The organism is Kitasatospora sp. SUK 42, from assembly GCF_015776785.2.
GTDB lineage: Bacteria > Actinomycetota > Actinomycetes > Streptomycetales > Streptomycetaceae > Kitasatospora.
The window spans coordinates 1,570,091-1,589,183 of record NZ_LFMD02000002.1; the positions used below are offsets into that span (position 1 = coordinate 1,570,091).

General features: G+C 72.8%; 19 protein-coding genes. 4 read left to right on the top strand and 15 right to left on the bottom strand.

The window, feature by feature from the left end; all coding sequences use genetic code 11:
• Positions 1–39 precede the first annotated feature (39 nt).
• Positions 40–1,881 (bottom strand): phosphatidylglycerol lysyltransferase domain-containing protein, encoded by a 1,842-nt coding sequence (locus tag RZ50_RS06710; RefSeq protein WP_196948062.1) that lies wholly within the window; start codon positions 1,879–1,881, stop codon positions 40–42.
• 379 nt (positions 1,882–2,260) lie between these two features.
• Here RZ50_RS06710 and RZ50_RS06715 point away from each other — a divergent pair, with 379 nt between their 5' ends.
• A complete protein-coding gene (locus tag RZ50_RS06715; protein ID WP_196948061.1) occupies positions 2,261–3,415 on the top strand; it encodes an esterase family protein in 1,155 nt (384 codons plus the stop codon).
• 57 nt (positions 3,416–3,472) lie between these two features.
• Here the strand turns inward: RZ50_RS06715 and folE are convergent, their stop codons facing one another.
• The 6 genes from folE to dacB all read right to left on the bottom strand — a co-directional run bounded on the left by folE (position 3,473) and on the right by dacB (position 11,937).
• Positions 3,473–4,078 (bottom strand): GTP cyclohydrolase I FolE, encoded by a 606-nt coding sequence (gene folE, locus RZ50_RS06720; RefSeq protein WP_196948060.1) that lies wholly within the window; start codon positions 4,076–4,078, stop codon positions 3,473–3,475.
• A gap of 107 nt (positions 4,079–4,185) precedes the next feature.
• On the bottom strand, positions 4,186–6,240 hold the full coding sequence (gene ftsH, locus RZ50_RS06725; protein ID WP_196948059.1) for an ATP-dependent zinc metalloprotease FtsH: 2,055 nt from the start codon (positions 6,238–6,240) through the stop codon (positions 4,186–4,188).
• Between the two features lie 224 nt (positions 6,241–6,464).
• The gene (hpt, locus tag RZ50_RS06730; RefSeq protein WP_031064035.1) at positions 6,465–7,019 is read right to left on the bottom strand and encodes a hypoxanthine phosphoribosyltransferase; all 555 of its coding nucleotides are present in this window, start codon (positions 7,017–7,019) and stop codon (positions 6,465–6,467) included.
• Positions 7,020–7,090: 71 nt separating this feature from the next.
• Positions 7,091–8,218 carry a tRNA lysidine(34) synthetase TilS gene (tilS, locus tag RZ50_RS06735; protein ID WP_196948058.1) on the bottom strand — a complete coding sequence of 376 codons (1,128 nt, stop codon included), beginning with the start codon at positions 8,216–8,218 and terminating at the stop codon, positions 7,091–7,093.
• A 280-nt stretch (positions 8,219–8,498) separates the two neighbouring features.
• Positions 8,499–9,683 (bottom strand): zinc-dependent metalloprotease, encoded by a 1,185-nt coding sequence (locus RZ50_RS06740; RefSeq protein ID WP_196948057.1) that lies wholly within the window; start codon positions 9,681–9,683, stop codon positions 8,499–8,501.
• A gap of 631 nt (positions 9,684–10,314) precedes the next feature.
• On the bottom strand, positions 10,315–11,937 hold the full coding sequence (gene dacB / locus RZ50_RS06745; protein ID WP_196948056.1) for a D-alanyl-D-alanine carboxypeptidase/D-alanyl-D-alanine-endopeptidase: 1,623 nt from the start codon (positions 11,935–11,937) through the stop codon (positions 10,315–10,317).
• A gap of 76 nt (positions 11,938–12,013) precedes the next feature.
• Between dacB and RZ50_RS06750 the strand changes: the two genes are divergently transcribed.
• A complete protein-coding gene (locus RZ50_RS06750; RefSeq protein WP_030059594.1) occupies positions 12,014–12,505 on the top strand; it encodes an inorganic diphosphatase in 492 nt (163 codons plus the stop codon).
• Positions 12,506–12,682: 177 nt separating this feature from the next.
• Here the strand turns inward: RZ50_RS06750 and RZ50_RS06755 are convergent, their stop codons facing one another.
• From RZ50_RS06755 to RZ50_RS06765, 3 genes are all read right to left on the bottom strand, one after another.
• On the bottom strand, positions 12,683–12,892 hold the full coding sequence (locus RZ50_RS06755) for a dodecin (protein ID WP_030288965.1): 210 nt from the start codon (positions 12,890–12,892) through the stop codon (positions 12,683–12,685).
• 73 nt (positions 12,893–12,965) lie between these two features.
• Positions 12,966–13,925, bottom strand: a complete 960-nt coding sequence (locus RZ50_RS06760; RefSeq protein WP_196948055.1) for an asparaginase — start codon at positions 13,923–13,925, stop codon at positions 12,966–12,968.
• Between the two features lie 70 nt (positions 13,926–13,995).
• Entirely contained in the window at positions 13,996–14,628 is a 633-nt protein-coding gene (locus tag RZ50_RS06765; protein ID WP_254802010.1) for an ABC transporter substrate-binding protein, read from the bottom strand.
• A gap of 473 nt (positions 14,629–15,101) precedes the next feature.
• Between RZ50_RS06765 and dtd the strand changes: the two genes are divergently transcribed.
• Entirely contained in the window at positions 15,102–15,542 is a 441-nt protein-coding gene (gene dtd, locus RZ50_RS06770; RefSeq protein ID WP_196948054.1) for a D-aminoacyl-tRNA deacylase, read from the top strand.
• 33 nt (positions 15,543–15,575) lie between these two features.
• Here dtd and RZ50_RS06775 read toward each other — a convergent pair whose 3' ends face one another.
• The 3 genes from RZ50_RS06775 to RZ50_RS06785 all read right to left on the bottom strand — a co-directional run bounded on the left by RZ50_RS06775 (position 15,576) and on the right by RZ50_RS06785 (position 17,692).
• Positions 15,576–16,538: a folate-binding protein YgfZ gene (locus RZ50_RS06775; RefSeq protein ID WP_196948096.1), complete on the bottom strand. Its 963-nt coding sequence runs from the start codon at positions 16,536–16,538 to the stop codon at positions 15,576–15,578.
• A gap of 19 nt (positions 16,539–16,557) precedes the next feature.
• On the bottom strand, positions 16,558–17,022 hold the full coding sequence (locus tag RZ50_RS06780; protein ID WP_196948053.1) for a Fur family transcriptional regulator: 465 nt from the start codon (positions 17,020–17,022) through the stop codon (positions 16,558–16,560).
• An 85-nt stretch (positions 17,023–17,107) separates the two neighbouring features.
• Positions 17,108–17,692: an FABP family protein gene (locus RZ50_RS06785; RefSeq protein WP_196948052.1), complete on the bottom strand. Its 585-nt coding sequence runs from the start codon at positions 17,690–17,692 to the stop codon at positions 17,108–17,110.
• Positions 17,693–18,040: 348 nt separating this feature from the next.
• Between RZ50_RS06785 and RZ50_RS06790 the strand changes: the two genes are divergently transcribed.
• Entirely contained in the window at positions 18,041–18,403 is a 363-nt protein-coding gene (locus RZ50_RS06790) for a DsrE family protein (RefSeq protein WP_196948051.1), read from the top strand.
• Positions 18,404–18,427: 24 nt separating this feature from the next.
• Here the strand turns inward: RZ50_RS06790 and RZ50_RS06795 are convergent, their stop codons facing one another.
• Together RZ50_RS06795 and RZ50_RS06800 are read right to left on the bottom strand one after the other, a co-directional pair.
• Positions 18,428–18,703 carry a DUF3099 domain-containing protein gene (locus tag RZ50_RS06795; RefSeq protein ID WP_308271507.1) on the bottom strand — a complete coding sequence of 92 codons (276 nt, stop codon included), beginning with the start codon at positions 18,701–18,703 and terminating at the stop codon, positions 18,428–18,430.
• A 72-nt stretch (positions 18,704–18,775) separates the two neighbouring features.
• A complete protein-coding gene (locus RZ50_RS06800; RefSeq protein WP_030059605.1) occupies positions 18,776–19,066 on the bottom strand; it encodes a DUF1416 domain-containing protein in 291 nt (96 codons plus the stop codon).
• Positions 19,067–19,093 lie beyond the last annotated feature (27 nt).

Consider the following 19,093-nt stretch of genomic DNA (forward strand, 5'->3'; position numbering starts at 1 on the left):
GCGGGGGCCCCGGACGGCGCTCAGGCGTCCCGGACGGCCTCAGGCGGCCTCGGTGACCTCACGGGCCGACGGCACGGGCATCAGGCCCTCACGCTGCCGCTTGCGGCCGAAGCGCGGCATGCCGAGGGTGATGAAGGCCTCCGCCTGCATCGCGGCGAAGCCGATCCGCGGCAGGTCCCGGGTGTTCGGGAAGACCAGGAAGCGGGGCTCCCACTCCGGCTGGAACTTCGCGTTGAACTTGTACAGCGACTCGATCTGGAACCAGCGGGACAGGAACACCAGCAGTCCGCGCCAGGCGCGCAGCACCGGGCCGGCGCCGATCCGCTCGCCACGGGCCAGCGCCGAGCGGAACATCGCGAAGTTGAGCGACACCCGGCGGACGCCCATGGCGGGCACGGCCTGCAGGGCGGCGACGATCAGCAGCTCGTTCAGGCCCGGGTCGGCGGCGCGGTCGCGGCGCATCAGCTCCAGCGAGATGCCGTCCGGCCCCCAGGGCACGAAGTGCAGCACGGCCTTGAGGTCGTCGCCGCTCTCGCCCTCCTCCGGGTCCCTGTGGGCGGTGACCACCACGCAGTCGTCGTCCAGCGGGTCGCCGAAGCGGCCCAGCGCCATCGAGAAGCCGCGCTCGGTGTCGGTGCCGCGCCAGCGGGCGGCGGCGTCCGCGATCCGGTACCTCTCGTCGGCGGTGAGCTCGGAGACCCGGCGCACCTTGCAGGAGTAGCCGTTGCGCTCGATCCGCTTGACCATCTGGCGGACGTTGCGCATGGCCCGGCCGGCGAGCGAGAAGGTGGCGGTGTCGACGATCGCCTCGTCGCCCAGCTCCAGGGCGTCCAGGTTCGCCTCGCGGGTCCAGACCTCGCCGCCGACCTCGCTGCAGCCCATCACGGCGGGCACCCAGGCGTGCTCGCGGGCCTCGGCCATGAACACCTTGATCGCGCCCGGCCAGGCCTCGACGTCGCCGACCGGGTCGCCGGAGGCGAGCATCACGCCGGAGACCACCCGGTAGGAGATCGCGGCCTTGCCGGTGGGCGAGAACAGCACGCTCTTGTCGCGGCGCAGCGCGAAGTAACCGAGCGAGTCGCGCTCGCCGTGCCGCTTGAGCAGCTCGCGGACCTTCTCCTCGTCCTCGGCGGTCAGCTCCGGCTTCGGCTTCCCGGGGCGCAGCGCCAGGTAGGCGGTGGTGAAGGCGGTGAGCAGACCGAGGCCGCCGAGCAGGTAGGCGACCAGGTCGGACATCCGCTCGTTGGTGTAGCGGATCGGCCCCTCGAAGCCGAACAGCCCGTACGCGACGTGCTGCAGCCGCTCGGTGAGGCCCGGGTGGCCGAACTCGTACCTGGTCCGGGTGCTCACGATCAGCAGGCCGAGCAGCACGCTGAGGGCGCCCATGACGACCAGGTTGGCCACCGCGCGCCAGCGGGTGCGCGGGTCGGCCTTGGCGTAGAACTCGCGCTGGTGCAGCAGCATCACGACGAGGACGACCAGCGAGACCACCGCCGGGCCGATCTGGTGCCAGCGCACGATGTGCAGCGCCGCGCTGAGCGGCAGCAGCACGCAGACCGCCCGCCAGGCCCGCCGCTTGCGCCGGCGCAGCGCGTGCGCGAGCGGCACCAGCAGGATGCCGACCATCAGCGTGCCGACCGCGGCCAGGCTGGTGGTGCCGCCGGGCAGCTGCCCGGCGAAGGTGTGCATCCTGGTGTGCCGGAGCTTGGGGAACACCGCACTGGCGATGTCCACCAGCCCGATCAGCAGACAGGCGTAGCCGACCGCGCCCGGGAGCCAGGCCCTCGGGACGGCCGCCGCCTGGGTGCGCAGCGTCTGCAGGCCGCGCTTGCGGCGCGGCGGCTGCTCGGGGCTCGGCTCAACGGACACGGGAACGCTCATGGAAGCTCAGCGTAGAGGCTGCGGTGCGGTGTCCGGTCACTTCGGTGGACCACGTGTGATGGACCTTCATGCCTATTCCTTCATCAGGCAATGCGCATACCAAGGATCCGGAAACGGACGGTAAACCGGTTCCATGGATGCGCTGCGGGTTGAGCCGGGGGTGGGAGTGGAGGGCCCACCGGCGCGTGGCGCGACCAGACCCCCAGGCGCGCGTTACGTACGGTGGACGCCGCATTCTAGGGCGCCGGTTGCCCCTGGTCTCCCCCGCCCTCCCGGCCGACCCGGAGGCGCCCGGACAGCCTAGCCGCGGTGGCCCGGCCTGACGGGCCGCCAGACGATGAAGCCTGCACCGACAGTGCCCCACCGGAAGGCCGACGGCATGGAACTGACCAGCGAAGCGCTGGTGAACTCGCTGCTCGCACTCGGCGCGGCGGCCCTACTCACCACCCTGTGGATCTGGCCCAGACTGGCCCGGCAGCGCCCGCTGCCGGTGCTCGGCCGGATCGGACTGCTGACGGTCGTTCAGGTCTCGACCCTGGCCGTGCTGGCGCTGTCGGTGAACAACTCCTTCGGGTTCTACACCACCTGGGACGACCTGCTCAGCCCCGGCGGCGCCAAGCTCGCGCTGGCCGGCAACGAGAACCACAAGGGCGGCGCGACGGCCGCCGACGCCCTGATCCAGCCCACCGACGAGGGCGGCCTGGAGGCGGTGGGCAACCTGCCCAAGGGCACGCCCGAGGAGGTCGGCAGGATCGAGTCGGTCCGGGTCAGCGGCAAGGAGACCGGCTTCTCCGACCAGCTGTTCGTCTACCTGCCGCGCGAGTACTTCGACCCGAAGTTCGCCCTGGTCCGCTTCCCCGTCCTGCTGGCCCTCTCCGGCTACCCGGGCACCGCCCTGAACCTGATCCAGGACCTGCCCCTCGCCCAGACCGCGATCGAGATGCAGCGCTCCGGCAAGATGCCGCCGACCGTCCTGGTGATGGCCCGCCCGGCGGTCGTCCCGACCCGGGACACCGAGTGCGTGGACGTCCCCGGCGGGCCGCGGACCGAGACCTGGTTCGTCAAGGACGTCCCCGAGGCCGTCCTCAGCGCCTACCGGGTGGGCCGCACGGCCGGTTCCTGGGCCACCTTCGGCTTCTCCACCGGCGGTTCCTGCGCGCTGCGGCTGGCGATGCGCTTCCCGAACGTCTACGGCAACGCGGTCAGCCTGCACGGGGACTTCACCGTGCGCCAGGACAACTACACCGGCGGCGACCTCTTCAACGGCGACAAGGCGCTCACCCAGCAGCACGACCTCGCCTGGCGGCTGCAGAACCTGCCGGTGCCGCCGCTCAACATCCTGGTCGTCTCCACCCGCAAGGAGTCGGACTACCAGCAGACCGTCCAGTTCGTCGACGAGGCGACCCGGACCGCGGCGGCCAACCCGCAGTTCAAGGTCGACTCGCTCTACCTGGACGACGGCGGGCACAACTTCGACAGCTGGAACAGGGAGCTGCCCGCCTCGCTCGAATGGCTGGGCACCCACATGGGCTGAGGCCCGTGGACGACCACCCGCCGGCCGGTCCGGCCGGCGGGTCGGGGGACGGTTCCGTCACCGCCCGATGATCAGGCTCATCGCCTCGGCCCGGGTCGCCGGGTCGCGCAGCTGGCCGCGCACGCAGGAGGTGATGGTCTTGGCGCCCGGCTTGCGGATGCCGCGCATCGACATGCACATGTGCTCGCACTCGACCACCACGATCGCCCCGCGCGGCTCGAGTATCCGCATCAGCGCGTCGGCGACCTGGCTGGTCAGCCGCTCCTGCACCTGCGGGCGGCGGGCGTAGACGTCGACCAGCCGGGCCAGCTTCGACAGGCCGGTGATCTTGCCGTTGCTGGACGGGATGTACCCGACGTGCGCCACACCGCGGAACGGCACCAGGTGGTGCTCGCAGACCGAGGTCAGCTCGATGTCCTTGACCAGGACCATCTCGTCGTGGCCCAGGTCGAAGGTGGTGGTCAGGACGTCCTCGGGCTCCTGCCAGAGACCCGCGAAGATCTCCTTGTAGGCCCGGGCGACCCGGGCGGGGGTCTCCAGGAGGCCCTCGCGGTCCGGGTCCTCCCCCACGGCGAGCAGCAGCTCGCGGATGGCGTTCTCGGCCCGCTTCTGGTCGAAGGTCCCGACGGCGGGCGGACCGTCGAGCGTCACCGGGTCGATCATGCGGGCCTCGCTTACTCGTGTGAAGACTCTGGCTGAACAGCACGGATGCCGCGCCTCCAGGGTACAAACCCCGGTGACGCGGCATCCATTCCCTGCGGAAACCGTGATCAGCCCTCGGTCGGCGGCTCCGACGTCGGCAGCGGCGGGAGCTTCACGATGTCCACCGGCACGCTGTCCGCGGACGCGGCGCCGTTGGTGAGCGCGAGCTCCTTCGGCGACTGCACCGGCGGCCGGGTGGACGGCGTGCGGCGGGACGAACCCGTCCAGGCCGGGCGGACCGGGCGCTTGATCACCGGGGCGAAGATCTCGGCGATCTGCTCCTTGTTCAGGGTCTCCTTCTCCAGGAGCTCCAGGACCAGGTTGTCGAGCACGTCGCGGTTCTCGACCAGGATCTCCCAGGCCTCGTTGTGCGCGCTCTCGATGAGCTTCTTGACCTCTTCGTCGACCAGCCCGGCGACCTCTTCCGAGTAGTCGCGCTGGTGGCCCATCTCGCGGCCCAGGAACGGCTCCGAGTTGTCGGTGCCGAACTTGATCGCACCCAGGCGCTCGGTCATGCCGTACTGGGTGACCATGGCCCGCGCCGTGGCGGTGGCCTTCTCGATGTCGTTCGAGGCGCCGGTGGTCGGGTCGTGGAAGACCAGCTCCTCCGCCGCGCGCCCGCCCAGCATGTAGGCCAGCTGGTCGAGCATCTCGTTGCGGGTGGTGGAGTACTTGTCCTCGTCCGGCAGCACCATGGTGTAGCCGAGGGCCCGGCCGCGGGACAGGATGGTGATCTTGTGCACCGGGTCGCTGTACTGGCAGGCCGCCGCGACCAGGGCGTGACCGCCCTCGTGGTACGCGGTGATCTTCTTCTCCTTGTCGGACATGATCCGCGTGCGCTTCTGCGGACCGGCCACGACGCGGTCGATCGCCTCGTCCAGGATGCCGTTGTCGATCAGCTTCTTGTCGGAGCGGGCGGTCAGCAGCGCCGCCTCGTTCAGCACGTTCGACAGGTCGGCGCCGGTGAAGCCGGGGGTGCGCTTGGCGACGGCCGAGAGGTCGACGTCGGGCGCGATCGGCTTGCCCTTCTGGTGCACCTTGAGGATGTCCAGACGGCCCTGGAGGTCGGGACGCTCCACCGCGATCTGGCGGTCGAAGCGGCCCGGGCGCAGCAGCGCCGGGTCCAGGATGTCGGGGCGGTTGGTCGCGGCGATCAGGATCACGCCGCCCTTGACGTCGAAGCCGTCCATCTCGACCAGCAGCTGGTTGAGGGTCTGCTCGCGCTCGTCGTGACCGCCGCCGAGGCCCGCGCCGCGGTGCCGGCCGACGGCGTCGATCTCGTCGACGAAGACGATCGCCGGGGCGTTCGCCTTGGCCTGCTCGAAGAGGTCGCGGACCCGGCTGGCGCCGACGCCGACGAACATCTCGACGAAGTCCGAACCGGAGATGGAGTAGAACGGCACCCCGGCCTCGCCCGCGACGGCACGCGCCAGCAGGGTCTTGCCGGTACCGGGCGGGCCGTACAGCAGCACGCCCTTGGGGATCTTGGCGCCGACGGCCTGGAACTTGGCCGGCTCCTGCAGGAACTCCTTGATCTCGTGGAGCTCCTCGACCGCCTCGTCGGCACCGGCGACATCGGCGAAGGTGGTCTTCGGGGTGTCCTTGGTGAGCAGCTTGGCCTTGGACTTGCCGAACTGCATGACGCGCGAGCCGCCGCCCTGCATCTGGTTCATCAGGAACAGGAAGACCAGGACGATGATCACGATCGGCAGCATCGACAGCAGCAGGCTGACGAAGGTGCTCTGCTTCTCCGGGCTGACGGTGTAGCCCTCGGCGAGGGTGTTCGGGTCCTTGTCGTTGATCTGGGCCTGCAGCTTGTCGGCGAGGGCGACGCCCTGGTCGCCGATGTACGAGGCCTGGAACTTGCTGCCGGACGGGACCTTGCCCGTGCCGGCGTTGGACAGCGTGGCGCCGTCCTTCAGCTGGATCTTGATCGTGTTCGAATCACCGGTGGTGATCTGCGCCGACTTGACGTTGTGCGCGTCGATCGCCGCGACCACCTGACCGGTGTCCACCGTCTTGTAGCCGTTCGAATCCGAAACGACCTGCATCAGTACGATGACGGCGAGGACGGCCAGCACGATCCACATGATCGGCGCACGGAAGTATCGCTTGACGTCCATCCATGCGGGGCGTTGCCGCCCCGTCCCTCCTGCCACTCAACGGCGCCGTGAGGCTGGGGGCCGCGGCGCATCCGGTCGGTGCTCATGTGAAGAGCGGTTTATTGGACCGTACCGCAGTCCTACCCACCCATGGCGGGAGCACGGCGACACGGCTTTGGTTCTTTGTCCCCCGGTCCAACGGGCGGGAACGACCTACTGTTCCCGCCCGTAGCCCGAACGGGCTCTCAGCCGCCGTAGACGTGCGGGGCGAGGGTGCCGATGAACGGGAGGTTACGCAGCTTCTCCGCGTAGTCCAGGCCGTAGCCGACCACGAACTCGTTCGGAATGTCGAAACCGACGTACTTCACGTCGATCTCGACCTTGGCGGCGTCCGGCTTGCGCAGCAGGGCGCAGACCTCCAGCGACGCCGGGCCGCGCGAGCCCAGGTTGCCCAGCAGCCAGGACAGCGTCAGACCGGAGTCGATGATGTCCTCGACGATCAGGACGTCACGGCCGGCGATGTCGGTGTCCAGGTCCTTCAGGATGCGCACCACGCCGGAGGACTTGGTGCCCATGCCGTACGAGGAGACGGCCATCCAGTCCATGGTGACCTGCGAGTGCAGGGCCCGGGCCAGGTCGGCCATGACCATCACAGCACCCTTGAGGACGCCGACGATCAGCAGGTCCTTGCCTGCGTAGTCCCGGTCGATCCGCTCGGCCAGCTCAAGGAGCTTGGCGTCGATCTCGTCCTTGCTGATGAGCACCTTCGCGAGGTCAGCGCCCATGTCGTTCTGGTCCACCGGGGATACGTCCTCAAACGTTCGGGGTCTTTGTGGCCGGCGGCCTGCTCCCCCGGGACATGCCTCGCCCGTCAGTCGCCCTGCCGCCGAAAGACCAGCGTGCCACACCTGCGGGTGGCTCCGACGCCCCCGGGTAGGTGCAGCGGCCCCTGACCACGCCATCCGGTGACCAGCTGGTCCACCGCCTCCAGGTGCCGCGCGAACAGGTCCCCGGCCGGACAGCCCGCCCGCAGCGCGGCCCGGCGCAGCACCCGGCGGCGCACCGCGGAGGGCAGCTCGGCCAGTTTCACGGCGTCCAGGGCGCCTTCGCCCGTACGGAGGTCGCGCTCGGCCAGGGAGGCCCACTGGTCGAGGGCGTCGGCGTCGTCACGGAACAGCCGGGCCGTACGGGCCAGCGCCTCCACCACGCCGCCGCCCAGGTGCTTCTCCAGCACCGGCAGCACCTCGTGGCGGACCCGGGAGCGGGTGTAGGCGGGATCACAGTTGTGCGGGTCGTCCCAGACCGGGATCGCCTGGGCGGAGCAGGCCTGCCGGGTGGCCGCCCGGTCCAGCTCCAGCAGCGGGCGGCGGTAGCGGCCCTTCTGGGCCGGCATCCCGGCCAGCGAGCGGGCGCCCGAGCCGCGGGCCAGGCCCAGCAGGACGGTCTCGGCCTGGTCGTCCCGGGTGTGGCCGAGCAGCACCGCGATCGCGCCGTGGCGGTCGGCGGCCTCGTCCAGGGCGGCGTAGCGGGCGTCCCGGGCGGCGGCCTCGGGGCCGCCGGTGCGGCCGACCCGCACCGGGATCGCCTCGACCGGGTCCAGGCCGAGCGAGCTCAGCCGCTCGGACACCTGGGCGGCGCGCTCGGCGGAGCCGTCCTGGAGGCCGTGGTCGACGGTGACGGCGCCGACCCGCAGGCCGATCTTGGGGGCCTCGAAGGCGGCGGCGATGGCCAGCGCCATCGAGTCCGCGCCGCCGCTGACGGCGACCAGGACCAGCGGCGAGCCGGGGGCGGCCGGGGTGCGGGGCAGCCCGGACGGGTGGCGCGCGGCGTTGCCGATCAGGGTGGTGCCGACGGCGGCACCCACCAGCGGCGCCCCGGCCGGGCGCTCGCGGGGCTCGCGCACGGGCGCGGTGAAGGTGGAACCGGCCTCGGCTGCGAGGTCGGTGAGCGTACGGCGAACGGCCAGGCGTATCGCGGCGACGGCGGGATGTGGGCCCACGGCGGACGACTCCTCGGCGGAGGGGGACAGGACTGCGACGGGGCGCGGCGGACCGCGCACCTGCGTGCGCGCCCTGTTACCGGGCGCTCACAGATGGTGGCAGAAAGGAGCGACCCGCTACGCCACCCGCGCCACCGGTACGACCACCGTCCCACGTTCGGGTGAATGGAGAAACGTATCTTCACCCGCCGAGCGCCCGATTGGACCACTCGTACGAGCAGGTTTGACCGCCACCGCCACCGCCGGGGCCCCGGCCCCGGCCTCCGCCCCTCGCCGGGCCTCAGCGGGCGACGCGGGCGATCCAGGCGGCCGGGTCGTGGATCTCGTCCTTGGTCGGCAGCGTGTTCGGGGAGGTCCACACCCGGTTGAACCCCTCCATGCCGACCTGCTCCACCACGGCCCGGACGAACACCGCGCCGTCCTGGTACTGGCGCAGCTTGGCGTCCATGCCGAGCAGCCGGCGCAGCACCAGGTCCAGCCGGTTCGCGCCCCGGTCGCGGCGCTGCTGGAACTTCTCCCGGATCTCCGCGACCGTCGGCACCACGGCCGGGCCGACACCGTCCATCACCACGTCCGCGTGGCCCTCCAGCAGCGACATCACCGCCGTCAGCCGGCTCAGGATCTCGCGCTGCGCGGGCGACTGGACGATCTCCAGCAGGTTCGCCGAGGAGGCGCTCTCCCGGCTCTCCCGGCCACCCGTCCCCGGCAGGCCGGCGCCCAGCGAACCCGCGGCGTCCCGCAGGCGGTCCAGCAGGGCGCCCGGGTCGACGTCCGTCTCGGCCAGGAAGGACTGCACCTCCGACTGGATGTGGTCGCGCAGCCACGGCACCGCGGTGAACTGCGTACGGTGCGTCTCCTCGTGCAGGCACACCCAGAGCCGGAAGTCGGACGGGTCGACGTCCAGCTCGCGCTCGACGTGCACGATGTTCGGCGCCACCAGCAGCAGCCGGCCCGGGCCGGGGCCCTCCGGGCCCGTCCGCGGCTTGTCGAACAGCGCCGCCGGGCTGTCCGGGGCCTCCAGCGAGGGCTCCGCCGGGGCGAAGGTCTCGTACTGGCCGAGCACCTTGGTCGCCAGGAACGCCAGCAGCGCCCCCACCTCGATCCCGGTGGCCTTCTCCCCCACCGCACCGAACACCCCGGCCGCGGCGCTGTTCGCCCGGCGCGCCTGCAACTTCTCCACCAGCGGCCGGACGATGGTGCGGAAGCCCGCCACGTTCGCCCGCACCCACCCCGGACGGTCCACCACCAGCACGGGCGTCGCGGCGGCCGCGGACAGACTGCTCGACCGCATCCCGGTGAACGCCCGGACGTGCTCCTCCGCCTCCAGGGCGTGCCGGCGCAGCTCGGCGACCACCGCCGCCGCCTCCGCCCGGCTCACCTCCGGCCCCGGCCGCACCAGCCTGGTCGCGGTTGCGACCGCGAGATTCCAGTCGACCATGTCAGCCCCGCCGCTCGCGCTCGTCATGCCCTCACCGTACGTGCTCACCACCACCAACGGCAGCCACCCGACCCGAACACCCGACCCACACCTCCCCTGCCCGCTCCAGCAGCCACTTCAACCCGAACCCGACCGGTTGACGGGGGCGTTCGGACCGGCCGGTCTGGCCCCGACCAGGGCTTGTCCTCAAACTCCCGTCGTCCGCCCGGAGGGCGGGCGGGGCGGCGTTGGGGTACGTGCATCGCAAGGCGGAGGTGGGGGCACCTCCCGGCCGGAGGCTGGGGGAGCGCCGCCCCGCAGACGCGAGTTCGAAGACAGGCCCCAGGCCCGGCGGGCCGGGCGGTGCGCGGTGCCCGCCGAGGCGGCCGGACCGGCCGCGGCGGTCGGCGAGCGCCGTGGCCGACGGGAGCGCGAGACACCGCCCGGCCCCCTCCTCCGCCCCCGGGGCGTGTCCGCGGATCCTCACTGGGTCCGCGGCGCTCCCCCGGCCGGGAGTCCGGCACAGCGGGGCGCGGCCCGACCGGCCCGGGCCGGCGAAGCCGCTCCGCGGACGACGGGTGGTCCGCCGTCAGGGCCGCACCCGCACCGCCGAGTTCGGCCCGCCACCGACGATCGGAACCCGCACCGCTCGTTCAGACCGACCGGCCGTCAGGCCGGTTCAGTGGCAGCCGCAGGTGGTGAGGCGGGCGGCGATGCGGTCCATGGCGGCGCGGGCGGTGTCGGCGGGGGCGGTGGTGCGGGTCATGACGGCGAAGGCGAGGAGGCGGCCGTCGGCGTCGACGACGGTGCCGGCGAGGGTGTTGACGCCGCTGAGGGTGCCGGTCTTGGCGCGTATCAGGCCCGCCGCGTCGGCGGCGCCGGAGCCGGTTCCGTAGCGCTTGTTGAGGGTGCCGGTGAAGCCGGCCACCGGGAGGCCGGTGAGGACCGGGCGCAGGGCGGGGTGCTGGTCGGAGGCGGCCAGGGCGAGGAGCCGGACCAGCACGGCGGGCGGGATCGCGTTGCCCGGGTGCAGGCCGCTGCCGTCGTTGAGGACCACGCCGGTCATCGGCACGCCGAGCCGGGTGAGCTCCTGGGTGACGGCGGCCGCCGCGCCCTCGAAGCTGGCCGGCTGGTGGGCGGCGAGGGCGACCTGACGGGCGATCGCCTCGGCGAGCTGGTTGTCGGAGGTGGTCAGCAGGCGCTCGACCAGTCGGGCGACCGTCGGCGAGTCGACACGTCCGAGGACGGGCGCCTCGGCGGCGGCCGGGCCGGCGGCGGACTTGGCCTTGCCCTCCACGGTGACGCCCTGGGCGGCGAGCAGCGCGGCGAAGGCGTCGGCGGCCGCGCCGGCCGGGTCGGCGACCCGGGCCGGGGCGTCCTCACGGCTCCTGGGGTCGCTCCTGGCCTCGTCCACCATCAGCGGGACGACCAGCGCGATGTTCGCCGCGTCGTGGTTGTGGTGCTGCGGGTTGCCCGCGTACAGCGACAGGTCGTAGTCCAGCCTGACCGTGGTGGTGCCGGCCGCCTTGAGGGCCTCGGCGGTCTGCCGGGCGAGCGCCTCCAGCGAGGCGGGGGCGGTGTCGGCGTCGGCGGGCTGGCCGCCTATCTGCACCTGGTCGGCGGGCAGCGCGGTGAGCGTCGGGTCCCCGCCGCCGACCAGGGTGATCGTGCCCGGGTCCGCGCCGCGGACCACCCGGGTGGTGAGCCGGGTGTCGGCCGGGAGCACGGAGAGGGCCGCGACCGCGGTGGCCAGCTTGGTGGTGGAGGCGGGGGTGGCCGGGGTGTTCTCCCCGGAGCCGTAGAGGAGCCGGCCGTCGGCGGCGTCCGCGACGGCGATGGTCACGGTGCCGAGGCTCTTGTCGGCGAGGGCGGCGGTGAGCGCCTGCTGGAGGCCCTGCGCGGTGGGGGCGGCGGCCTCCGGGCCGTTCTCGGCGCCGGCCAGGACGGCGCCCGTGTCGGGTGCGGGGCGCGTGGTCGGCGAGTCGCTGCCGCCGGATACGAGGGGCGGCTCGGCCCGTCGGCCGGGGCCGGAGCTGGGGCTGGAGCTGGGGCTGGAGCTGCCGCTCGGGCCGGGCTTGCCCTTCCCGTGGTCGCCCTTGCGGCCGTCGCCGCCGTCCCGGCCGCCGTGGTCGCCCTGGTTGTCGTCGTCACCGTGCTCGGCGCTGTGCCCGCCGGACGTCGGGGACGGCTGCGCATGCGCACCGACCGGGGTCAGGACCGTTCCGGCGACCAGCAGGGCCGCTCCGAACAACCCGACGGCCGTCCCCCTGCGGCGGCGCGCCGCCCCCACCCCAGCTCCCACCGACCGGCCCCTTTCCTGAGCACTCACTCCCGTAGGAGACACTTGGATTCTGTCAGTCCCTACCTTGGAGGAACCGTTGGAGTTCGACGTCCTTATCGAAATCCCGAAGGGCTCTCGTAACAAGTACGAGGTCGACCACGAGACCGGCCGTCTGCGGCTCGACCGGATGCTCTTCACCTCGACCCGCTACCCGGCCGACTACGGCTACGTCGAGGGCACGCTCGGCGAGGACGGCGACCCGCTGGACGCCCTGGTCATCCTGGACGAGCCGACCTTCCCGGGCTGCCTCATCAAGTGCCGCGCCATCGGCATGTTCCACATGACGGACGAGGCCGGCGGCGACGACAAGCTGCTGTGCGTCCCGGCGACCGACCCGCGCTGGGAGCACCTGCGCGACATCCACCACGTGTCGGAGTTCGACCGCCTGGAGATCCAGCACTTCTTCGAGGTCTACAAGGACCTGGAGCCGGGCAAGTCCGTCGAGGGCGCCAACTGGGTCGGCCGCGCCGAGGCCGAGGCCGAGGTCACCGCTTCGATCAAGCGTCTCGCGGAGCAGGGCGGTCACTGAGCCGTCGTTCCGATCTCGTTCGATCAGGGCAGTTCGAGGTAGGTCGGGACAGCCTGGGGCCGGGGTTCGCGGATTCGTCCGCGGAGCCCGGCCCCTGTCGTGTCCGGCGGCGGCCGGGTCCTCGCAGCCCGCTCGGCCCGCGCAGTCCTGTCAGCCCGGTGAGCCCTGTCAGCCCTGTCAGTCCTCCAGCCGGAAGCCGACCTTGATGCACACCTGGTAGTGCTTGATCCGGCCGTCCTCCAGATGGCCCCGGACCTGCGAGACCTCGAACCAGTCGAGGTTGCGCAGCGTGCGGGAGGCCCGTTCCACCCCGTTGCGGATCGCGGCGTCGACGCTCTCGGTCGAGGACCCGACGATCTCGGTCACCCGGTACACGTGGTCGGTCATGGCGGACTCCCTCAGCTGTGCGACGGCCCCCGGTCCACCGTGCACCGGCCCCGCCCGGCCCGCACCCCGGCGGCTAGAACGCCGCCCTGACCTGCCCGACCGGGGCACCGCCGCCGAGCAGCGGGGCCGCGCCGATCCGCTCGACGGTGTCGTCCGCGCCGGTCACCCCGAGCCGACGCAGCGCCGCCGCCAGCACCGGGCCCCGGGCCCGCTCGCCGCCGTCCTCGATCTTGAAGGCGAGCGCCCGCCCGTCCGGCAGCGCGACCACCTGGACGGCCTCGGCGCCCATCTTGGACAGCGCGCCCGGCACGGCCCGCATCAGCCAGGTGTCGGCCCGGCGGCTGCCGGCCACGTACTCGGGGTGGGCGCGCATCGCGTCGGCCACCCGGCGCTGCGCGGTGCCCTCGGCGGCCAGCACCAGGCCGCGGTAGCCGTGGGCCAGGCCGGTCAGCGTGACGGCCAGCAGCGGGGCGCCGCAGCCGTCCACCCCGGCGTGCGCGGGGGCCTCGCCGGTGCCCTCCTCCAGGGCCTCGCGGGCCAGCAGCTGGATCGGGTGGGCCGGGTCGAGGTAGCTCGCGGTGTCCCAGCCGTTGGCGACGCAGGCGGCCAGCCAGCCGGCGTGCTTGCCGGAGCAGTCCATCAGGATCGGGGCGCGCCCGCCACCGGCGCCGAGCAGCAGCTCCGCCTCGGTCTCGTCCAGCGGCAGGTCGGCCGGGGTGCGCAGGGCGGACTCGTCGAGGCCGGCGGAGCCGAGGATGGCCCGGACACCGTCGAGGTGAAACGATTCCGCGGAGTGGCTGGAGGCCGCCAGCGCCAGCAGCTCGCCCTCGATCGCCAGCCCGGCCCGCAGCGTGGCCACCGCCTGGAACGGCTTGGCCGTCGAGCGGGGGAAGACCGGCGCGTCGGGGTCGCCGAGCGAGAACTCGACCGAGCCGTCCGCGGCGAGCAGGACCAGCGAGCCGTGGTGGCGGCCCTCGGTGAAGCCCGAGCGTATGACCTCGGCGAGCACGGACGGGGTGGCGGACTGGGGCATCGGGAGCCTTCCGGGGCGAGGGTGGGCCGGGAGGAGGCCGGGCCCCACCCGCCCACGGCAACGCACCCGGTCAGAGCGGCCCCCCTGTGAGCAGGTCGTCGACCCGTGCCTCCCCATCACGGTACCTGCGGGTGATCTCGGCATTGCAACCGTCGGCCGTCCGCAGCAGCCGCTGGCGCCGTCCCGAGACCTCCCGCTCGTGCGCCCGCAGCCGCTCCAGGGCGGCCAGCAGTTCCTCGGCTGGGTGCGCCGCGAGGTCGGCGAGCTGGACGTCGCCCATCAGCGCGTCCGCCTCCAGCCGGGACTCCCGGGTGCGCGGCGGGCCGAGGGTGACGTGCCGGGCCGAGCGCCGCACCGAGGAGGGCGCGTCGGTCAGGATGGCCGGCAGCCGGTCCAGCAGGTCGTGCCCGGGCTCCTCGCCCACGGCTTCGGCCCAGCCCGTACCGGCGCTGCGGGCCGGGCCGCCGCCGGGGCGCCGGTCCAGCTCCGCGCGCAGGATGTCCATCCGCCCGTGCAGCAGCCGCCGCAGGTAGGACAGGTCGGCCTCCTGCTCCAGGGTCTCCCGGCGCAGGATCCGCAGCTGGTCCAGGCCCAGCCGCTCCAGCTCCGGTTCGCCGTCCGGGCCCTCCCCCCAGGAGAGGGACCCGGGGCCCGGCACCACCCGCCCGGGACGCTCCCACGCCGCGTTGCTCGTGTCCATCATCCAGCCACCTGCCGTCGTCCGATCCCGCCCGCTCGCGACACCCCGTCCCTGCCGCCGGTCCGGCCCGTCCCCGACGGACCCCCGCGTCCCGTCCGGCGGCGCGCCCGGGGGCCCGGAGGATTCCGTTCCCCGGCCGGAACCACCCGCCGGGACGACCCCGGCCAGAACGCCAGACCCACCGGCTCGACCGCCCGGCCGAACCCCGGCCCGGTGCGGCGGACCTTCAGGCGCGCCGGGCCCTCCCTACGGTCCACCAGCGTGCCACCCCACCCGGCGCGCGCGCACCGCCCGTGCACCCGAACGGCCCCCTGGCGAACGGGGGTGGCTGATATGACCGGGCCTTTCCGCAGCAAAAGTGGCGCCCGAACCTGCGCAGGCGCGCACCGCATGGCGCGCGCACCACTCGCACGCGCCCCTCATCTGCGCCCCGGGGACCCTCCGGGGGCCGTACGGCGCTCCGGCACAATGGCGGCATGCGAGCAGTGGTGCAGCGAGTGACCGAGGCCCGGGTGACCGTGGCCGGTGAGACCGTCGGCGCGATCGAGGGGCCCGGGCTGTGCGTCCTGGTCGGCGTCACCCACGAGGACACCCCGGCGAAGGCGGCCCAACTGGCCCGCAAGCTCTGGACGCTGCGGCTGCTGCCGGCCGACGAGGACGGCGTCGAGCAGAGCTGCTCCGACCTCGGCGCCCCGCTGCTGGTGATCAGCCAGTTCACCCTCTACGGCGACGCCCGCAAGGGCCGCCGCCCCACCTGGAACGCCGCCGCCCCCGGGCCGGTCGCCGAACCGCTGGTGGACGAGGTGGTCGCCCAGCTGCGCGCGCTCGGGGCCAAGGTGGAGACGGGCCGGTTCGGCGCCGACATGCGGGTGGCGCTGGTGAACGACGGCCCGTTCACCGTCCTCGTCGAGGTCTGACCGGCACCGGCCGCCACCGACCGGTGCCGCCCGCTACTGCGGGACGATCACGTCCTGGGTGCCCGGCACCGTCCCGGCCAGCAGCACCGCGTCCACCGGGACGTTCCGCTTGACGATCGCCAGCGCGATCGGCCCCAGCTCGTGGTGCCGGGCCGAGGAGGTCACGAAGCCCACCGCCCGCCCGTCCGGGTCGGTGGCCAGCCGCACCTCGGTGCCGTGCGGGGGCAGCGTCTCCTCGGTGCCGTCCAGGTGCAGGAAGACCAGCCGGCGCGGCGGGCGGCCCAGGTTGTGCACCCGGGCGACGGTCTCCTGCCCCCGGTAGCAGCCCTTCTGGAGGTGGACGGCGGTGCGCAGCCAGTCCACCTCGTGCGGGATGGTCCGGTGGTCGGTCTCGAAGCCGAGCCGCGGCCGGTGGTCCTCGATCCGCAGCGCCTCGTACGCCCAGACCCCGGCCGCCGGGCCGTACCCGGCGGTGAGCTCCGCCAGCTCGGCGCGCGGCAGGAACAGGTCGCGCCCGTAGGGGAGTTCGCGGACGGCGGCGACGCCCTCGACGGGGGCGGTGGAGCCGGCCGGGAGGTGGACCACGGCGTAGTCGGCGGTCGCGTCGACGACCTCCACCCGGTAGAAGAACTTCATGCTCTCCAGGTAGGCGACCAGCGCGTCCTGGGTGCCGGGCTCGACGTGCGCCCAGGTGGTGGTGCCGTCGTCGACCAGGTACAGCGCGTGCTCGACGTGCCCGTTCGGGGAGAGCACCAGCGCCTCGGTGGCGTGCTGCGGCGCCAGCTCGCTGACGTGCTGGGTGAGCAGCAGGTGCAGCCAGGAGAGGCGGTCCGCGCCGGTGACGGTGACCACGCCGCGGTGCGAGAGGTCCACGAAGCCGGTGCCCCGGGCGAGGTTGCGTTGCTCGCGGAAGATGTCGCCGTAGTGGGCGGCGACGCCCTCGTCGGGCCCCTCGGCGGGGACGGCTCCGGGCAGGGCAAGCAGCGGGCTCTTCAGACCGGTCATACCGGCCAGCTTACGACTGGCCGTCCGTACGCCCGGCGGCGCAGTCGGCGCAGCGGCCGAAGATGGCGAAATGCTTGAGGTCGGTGTCGAAGCCGTGCTGCTCCCGCAACCGGTCTATCAGCGGCTGGGCGATCTCGGTGCCGGTCTCGGTGACCTTCTCGCAGTCCCGGCAGACCAGGTGCAGGTGGTGGTGGCGGCCGGCCAGGTGGTAGGTCGGGGCGCCGTGGCCGAGGTGGGCGTGCGAGACCAGGCCGAGCTCCTCCAGCAGCTCCAGCGTCCGGTAGACGGTGGAGATGTTGATGCCGCTGGCGGTCTTGCGGACGTGGCAGAGGATGTCGTCGGGGGTGGCGTGGTCGAGGACGTCGACCGCCTCCAGCACGAGCTGCCGCTGTGGGGTCAGCCGGTAGCCGCGCTCGCGCAGGTCGGCCTTCCAGTCGCCGGAGAGCTGCCAGTCGGTGGTGCCGGTGTCCGCCACGGTGCTGTCCCTGCCAAGGTCGGGGGTCCTGATGCAAGTGTAGGGACCGGCCCAGGGCCGGTCCCCACCTCGCGCAGAACGGTGCCTACTTGAAGAAGGCGATGCCGTCGTCCGGCAGGTCGTTGACGTCCTTGACCAGCTGGGCCGGGCTGAGCACCTTCCTCAGCTGGGCGGACATGTACGGGCGCAGCGGCACGTTCGGGGCGGCCTTCTCGCCGACCCAGAGCAGCTCGCCGTTGACGAAGCCGTACAGCCGCTTGCCGCCCGAGTACTCCGGGGAGCCCTCGATCCGGGCCACCGCGTCGGTGGAGACGTCGACCTGCGGCTTGCCGTCGGCCAGCTCGCCGTACCAGATCTCGACCGTGCCGTCGTCGCGGACCGAGGAGATCTCGATCCCCCGGGCACCGCTGGTGCCGCCCTGGTTGCTGGTGATGCGCCAGAAGGCGTGCTCGTTCTCCAGCGGGCGGACCTTCTCGCCCTCCTGGTCCAGCACCCAGGTGCGGGAGCGGAACTCAAGGAAGGGGCGGCCGTCGTGCCGGATCACGATCTCCTGGCCGAAGTTGCACTTCTCCGTGCCCGGGAAGTCGTAGACGCCCGCGCCCTCCCAGGTGCCGAGGAGGAAGGCGAGCGGGACGACGTCCTTGTGGAGGTCAGAGGGGATCTCGATCATGTTCCTGGTCGCTGTCGTGGTCGGTGCGGTCTGCGTCAACCGTACGGCAGGCTCAGCGCTGGCCCTGGTACAGCTTCATCACCGAGAAGATGGCGAACCAGGTGATCAGCACGGCCATGAGGGCCAGCAGACCATCGAAGAACCATTCGAGACCGGACACGGGGGGCTCCCAGGCAGCGACAGTGTGGTGGATTTTGCTCGCGCTCACTCTATCCGCCGTGCTCCGGCCGGTCGCGGTGAGCCCCACCACGTCGGGATTCGCGCCGGTCTCCGGGCGCTGCCCAAGGTTTGCCCAAGGGATTCCGGGATGACCGTGGACGGGGGTGGCGGGCCCTCTAGGGTGGCGCCATGTCGAAGAAACTGGTCATCAAGGTCACGGCCGGAGCGGACGCGCCGGAGCGGTGCTCGCAGGCGTTCACGGTGGCGGCCGTGGCCGTCGCCAGCGGGATCGATGTCTCGCTCTGGCTGACCGGGGAATCCTCCTGGTTCGCCCTGCCGGGGAGGGCCGCGGAGTTCGAGCTGCCGCACGCGGCGCCGCTGCCGGACCTGCTGGAGTCGATCCTGGCCTCCGGTTCGGTGACGCTGTGCACCCAGTGCGCGGCCCGGCGCGGGATCGAGCAGAAGGACACCGTCGAGGGCGTCCGGATCGCGGGCGCCCAGGTCTTCGTCAGCGAGATCATGGCGGACGGCGTCCAGGCGCTCGTGTACTGAGGCGGGCAGGCCCCAGGGCAGGTCCTAGGAGTCGCGCGGCTCGTGGTCGGGGCGGTCCCGGTCGTGACCGGGCTCGTCCCACTTCGGGTCGTCCCAGCGCGGGTCGTTCCACCAGTCGTCGTCCGGGTCCCGCTTGTTGGCGAAGACCGCGGCGGCCGGCGGGATGACCATCGCCACCACGCACATGCCGATCGCCGCGCCGACCGAGAAGAACCGCACCACGCCCCAGGCCAGGACGAACAGGCCCAGGCACACGCCCATCATGGCGTAGTAGTAGCGCCGCCGGCGCCTCGTCTGCACCTCTCCACGGTACGACCGCGGGCCCCTGCTCGGCAGGGGCCCGCGGTGCTGTCGTCGTACTCGCCGACCAGGTCAGACCGCGATCGCGACCTCGACGGCGGTGCCCTGGGAGGCCACCACCTGACGGTCCACGGTCTGGCCCGGCACCAGCGCGCGCAGGGTCCACTTGCCCGGGCGGGCGAAGAACCGGAACTGGCCGGTCGCCGAGGTGGGCACCTCCGCCGTGAACTCGCCGCCCTCGTCGAGCAGCCGGACGTAGCCGTTGACCGGCTCACCGTCGCGGGTCACCGAACCCTGGATGATCGTCTCGTTCGCCACGTCAACTCCTGCCAGGTCCGGGCCGCCGGCCTTCGCACCGCACATGTCTGGTTTTCCCTTCTGACTTACGGG

Bases quoted from the DNA above. Each gene is read 5' to 3' on its own strand.
- RZ50_RS06710 (WP_196948062.1), bottom strand. From the start codon at position 1,881: ATGAGCGTTCCCGTGTCCGTTGAGCCGAGCCCCGAGCAGCCGCCGCGC.
- RZ50_RS06715 (WP_196948061.1), top strand. From the start codon at position 2,261: ATGGAACTGACCAGCGAAGCGCTGGTGAACTCGCTGCTCGCACTCGGC.
- folE (WP_196948060.1), bottom strand. From the start codon at position 4,078: ATGATCGACCCGGTGACGCTCGACGGTCCGCCCGCCGTCGGGACCTTC.
- ftsH (WP_196948059.1), bottom strand. From the start codon at position 6,240: ATGGACGTCAAGCGATACTTCCGTGCGCCGATCATGTGGATCGTGCTG.
- RZ50_RS06740 (WP_196948057.1), bottom strand. From the start codon at position 9,683: ATGACGAGCGCGAGCGGCGGGGCTGACATGGTCGACTGGAATCTCGCG.
- RZ50_RS06755 (WP_030288965.1), bottom strand. From the start codon at position 12,892: ATGACCGACCACGTGTACCGGGTGACCGAGATCGTCGGGTCCTCGACC.
- RZ50_RS06760 (WP_196948055.1), bottom strand. From the start codon at position 13,925: ATGCCCCAGTCCGCCACCCCGTCCGTGCTCGCCGAGGTCATACGCTCG.
- RZ50_RS06765 (WP_254802010.1), bottom strand. From the start codon at position 14,628: ATGATGGACACGAGCAACGCGGCGTGGGAGCGTCCCGGGCGGGTGGTG.
- dtd (WP_196948054.1), top strand. From the start codon at position 15,102: ATGCGAGCAGTGGTGCAGCGAGTGACCGAGGCCCGGGTGACCGTGGCC.
- RZ50_RS06785 (WP_196948052.1), bottom strand. From the start codon at position 17,692: ATGATCGAGATCCCCTCTGACCTCCACAAGGACGTCGTCCCGCTCGCC.
- RZ50_RS06790 (WP_196948051.1), top strand. From the start codon at position 18,041: ATGTCGAAGAAACTGGTCATCAAGGTCACGGCCGGAGCGGACGCGCCG.
- RZ50_RS06800 (WP_030059605.1), bottom strand. From the start codon at position 19,066: ATGTGCGGTGCGAAGGCCGGCGGCCCGGACCTGGCAGGAGTTGACGTG.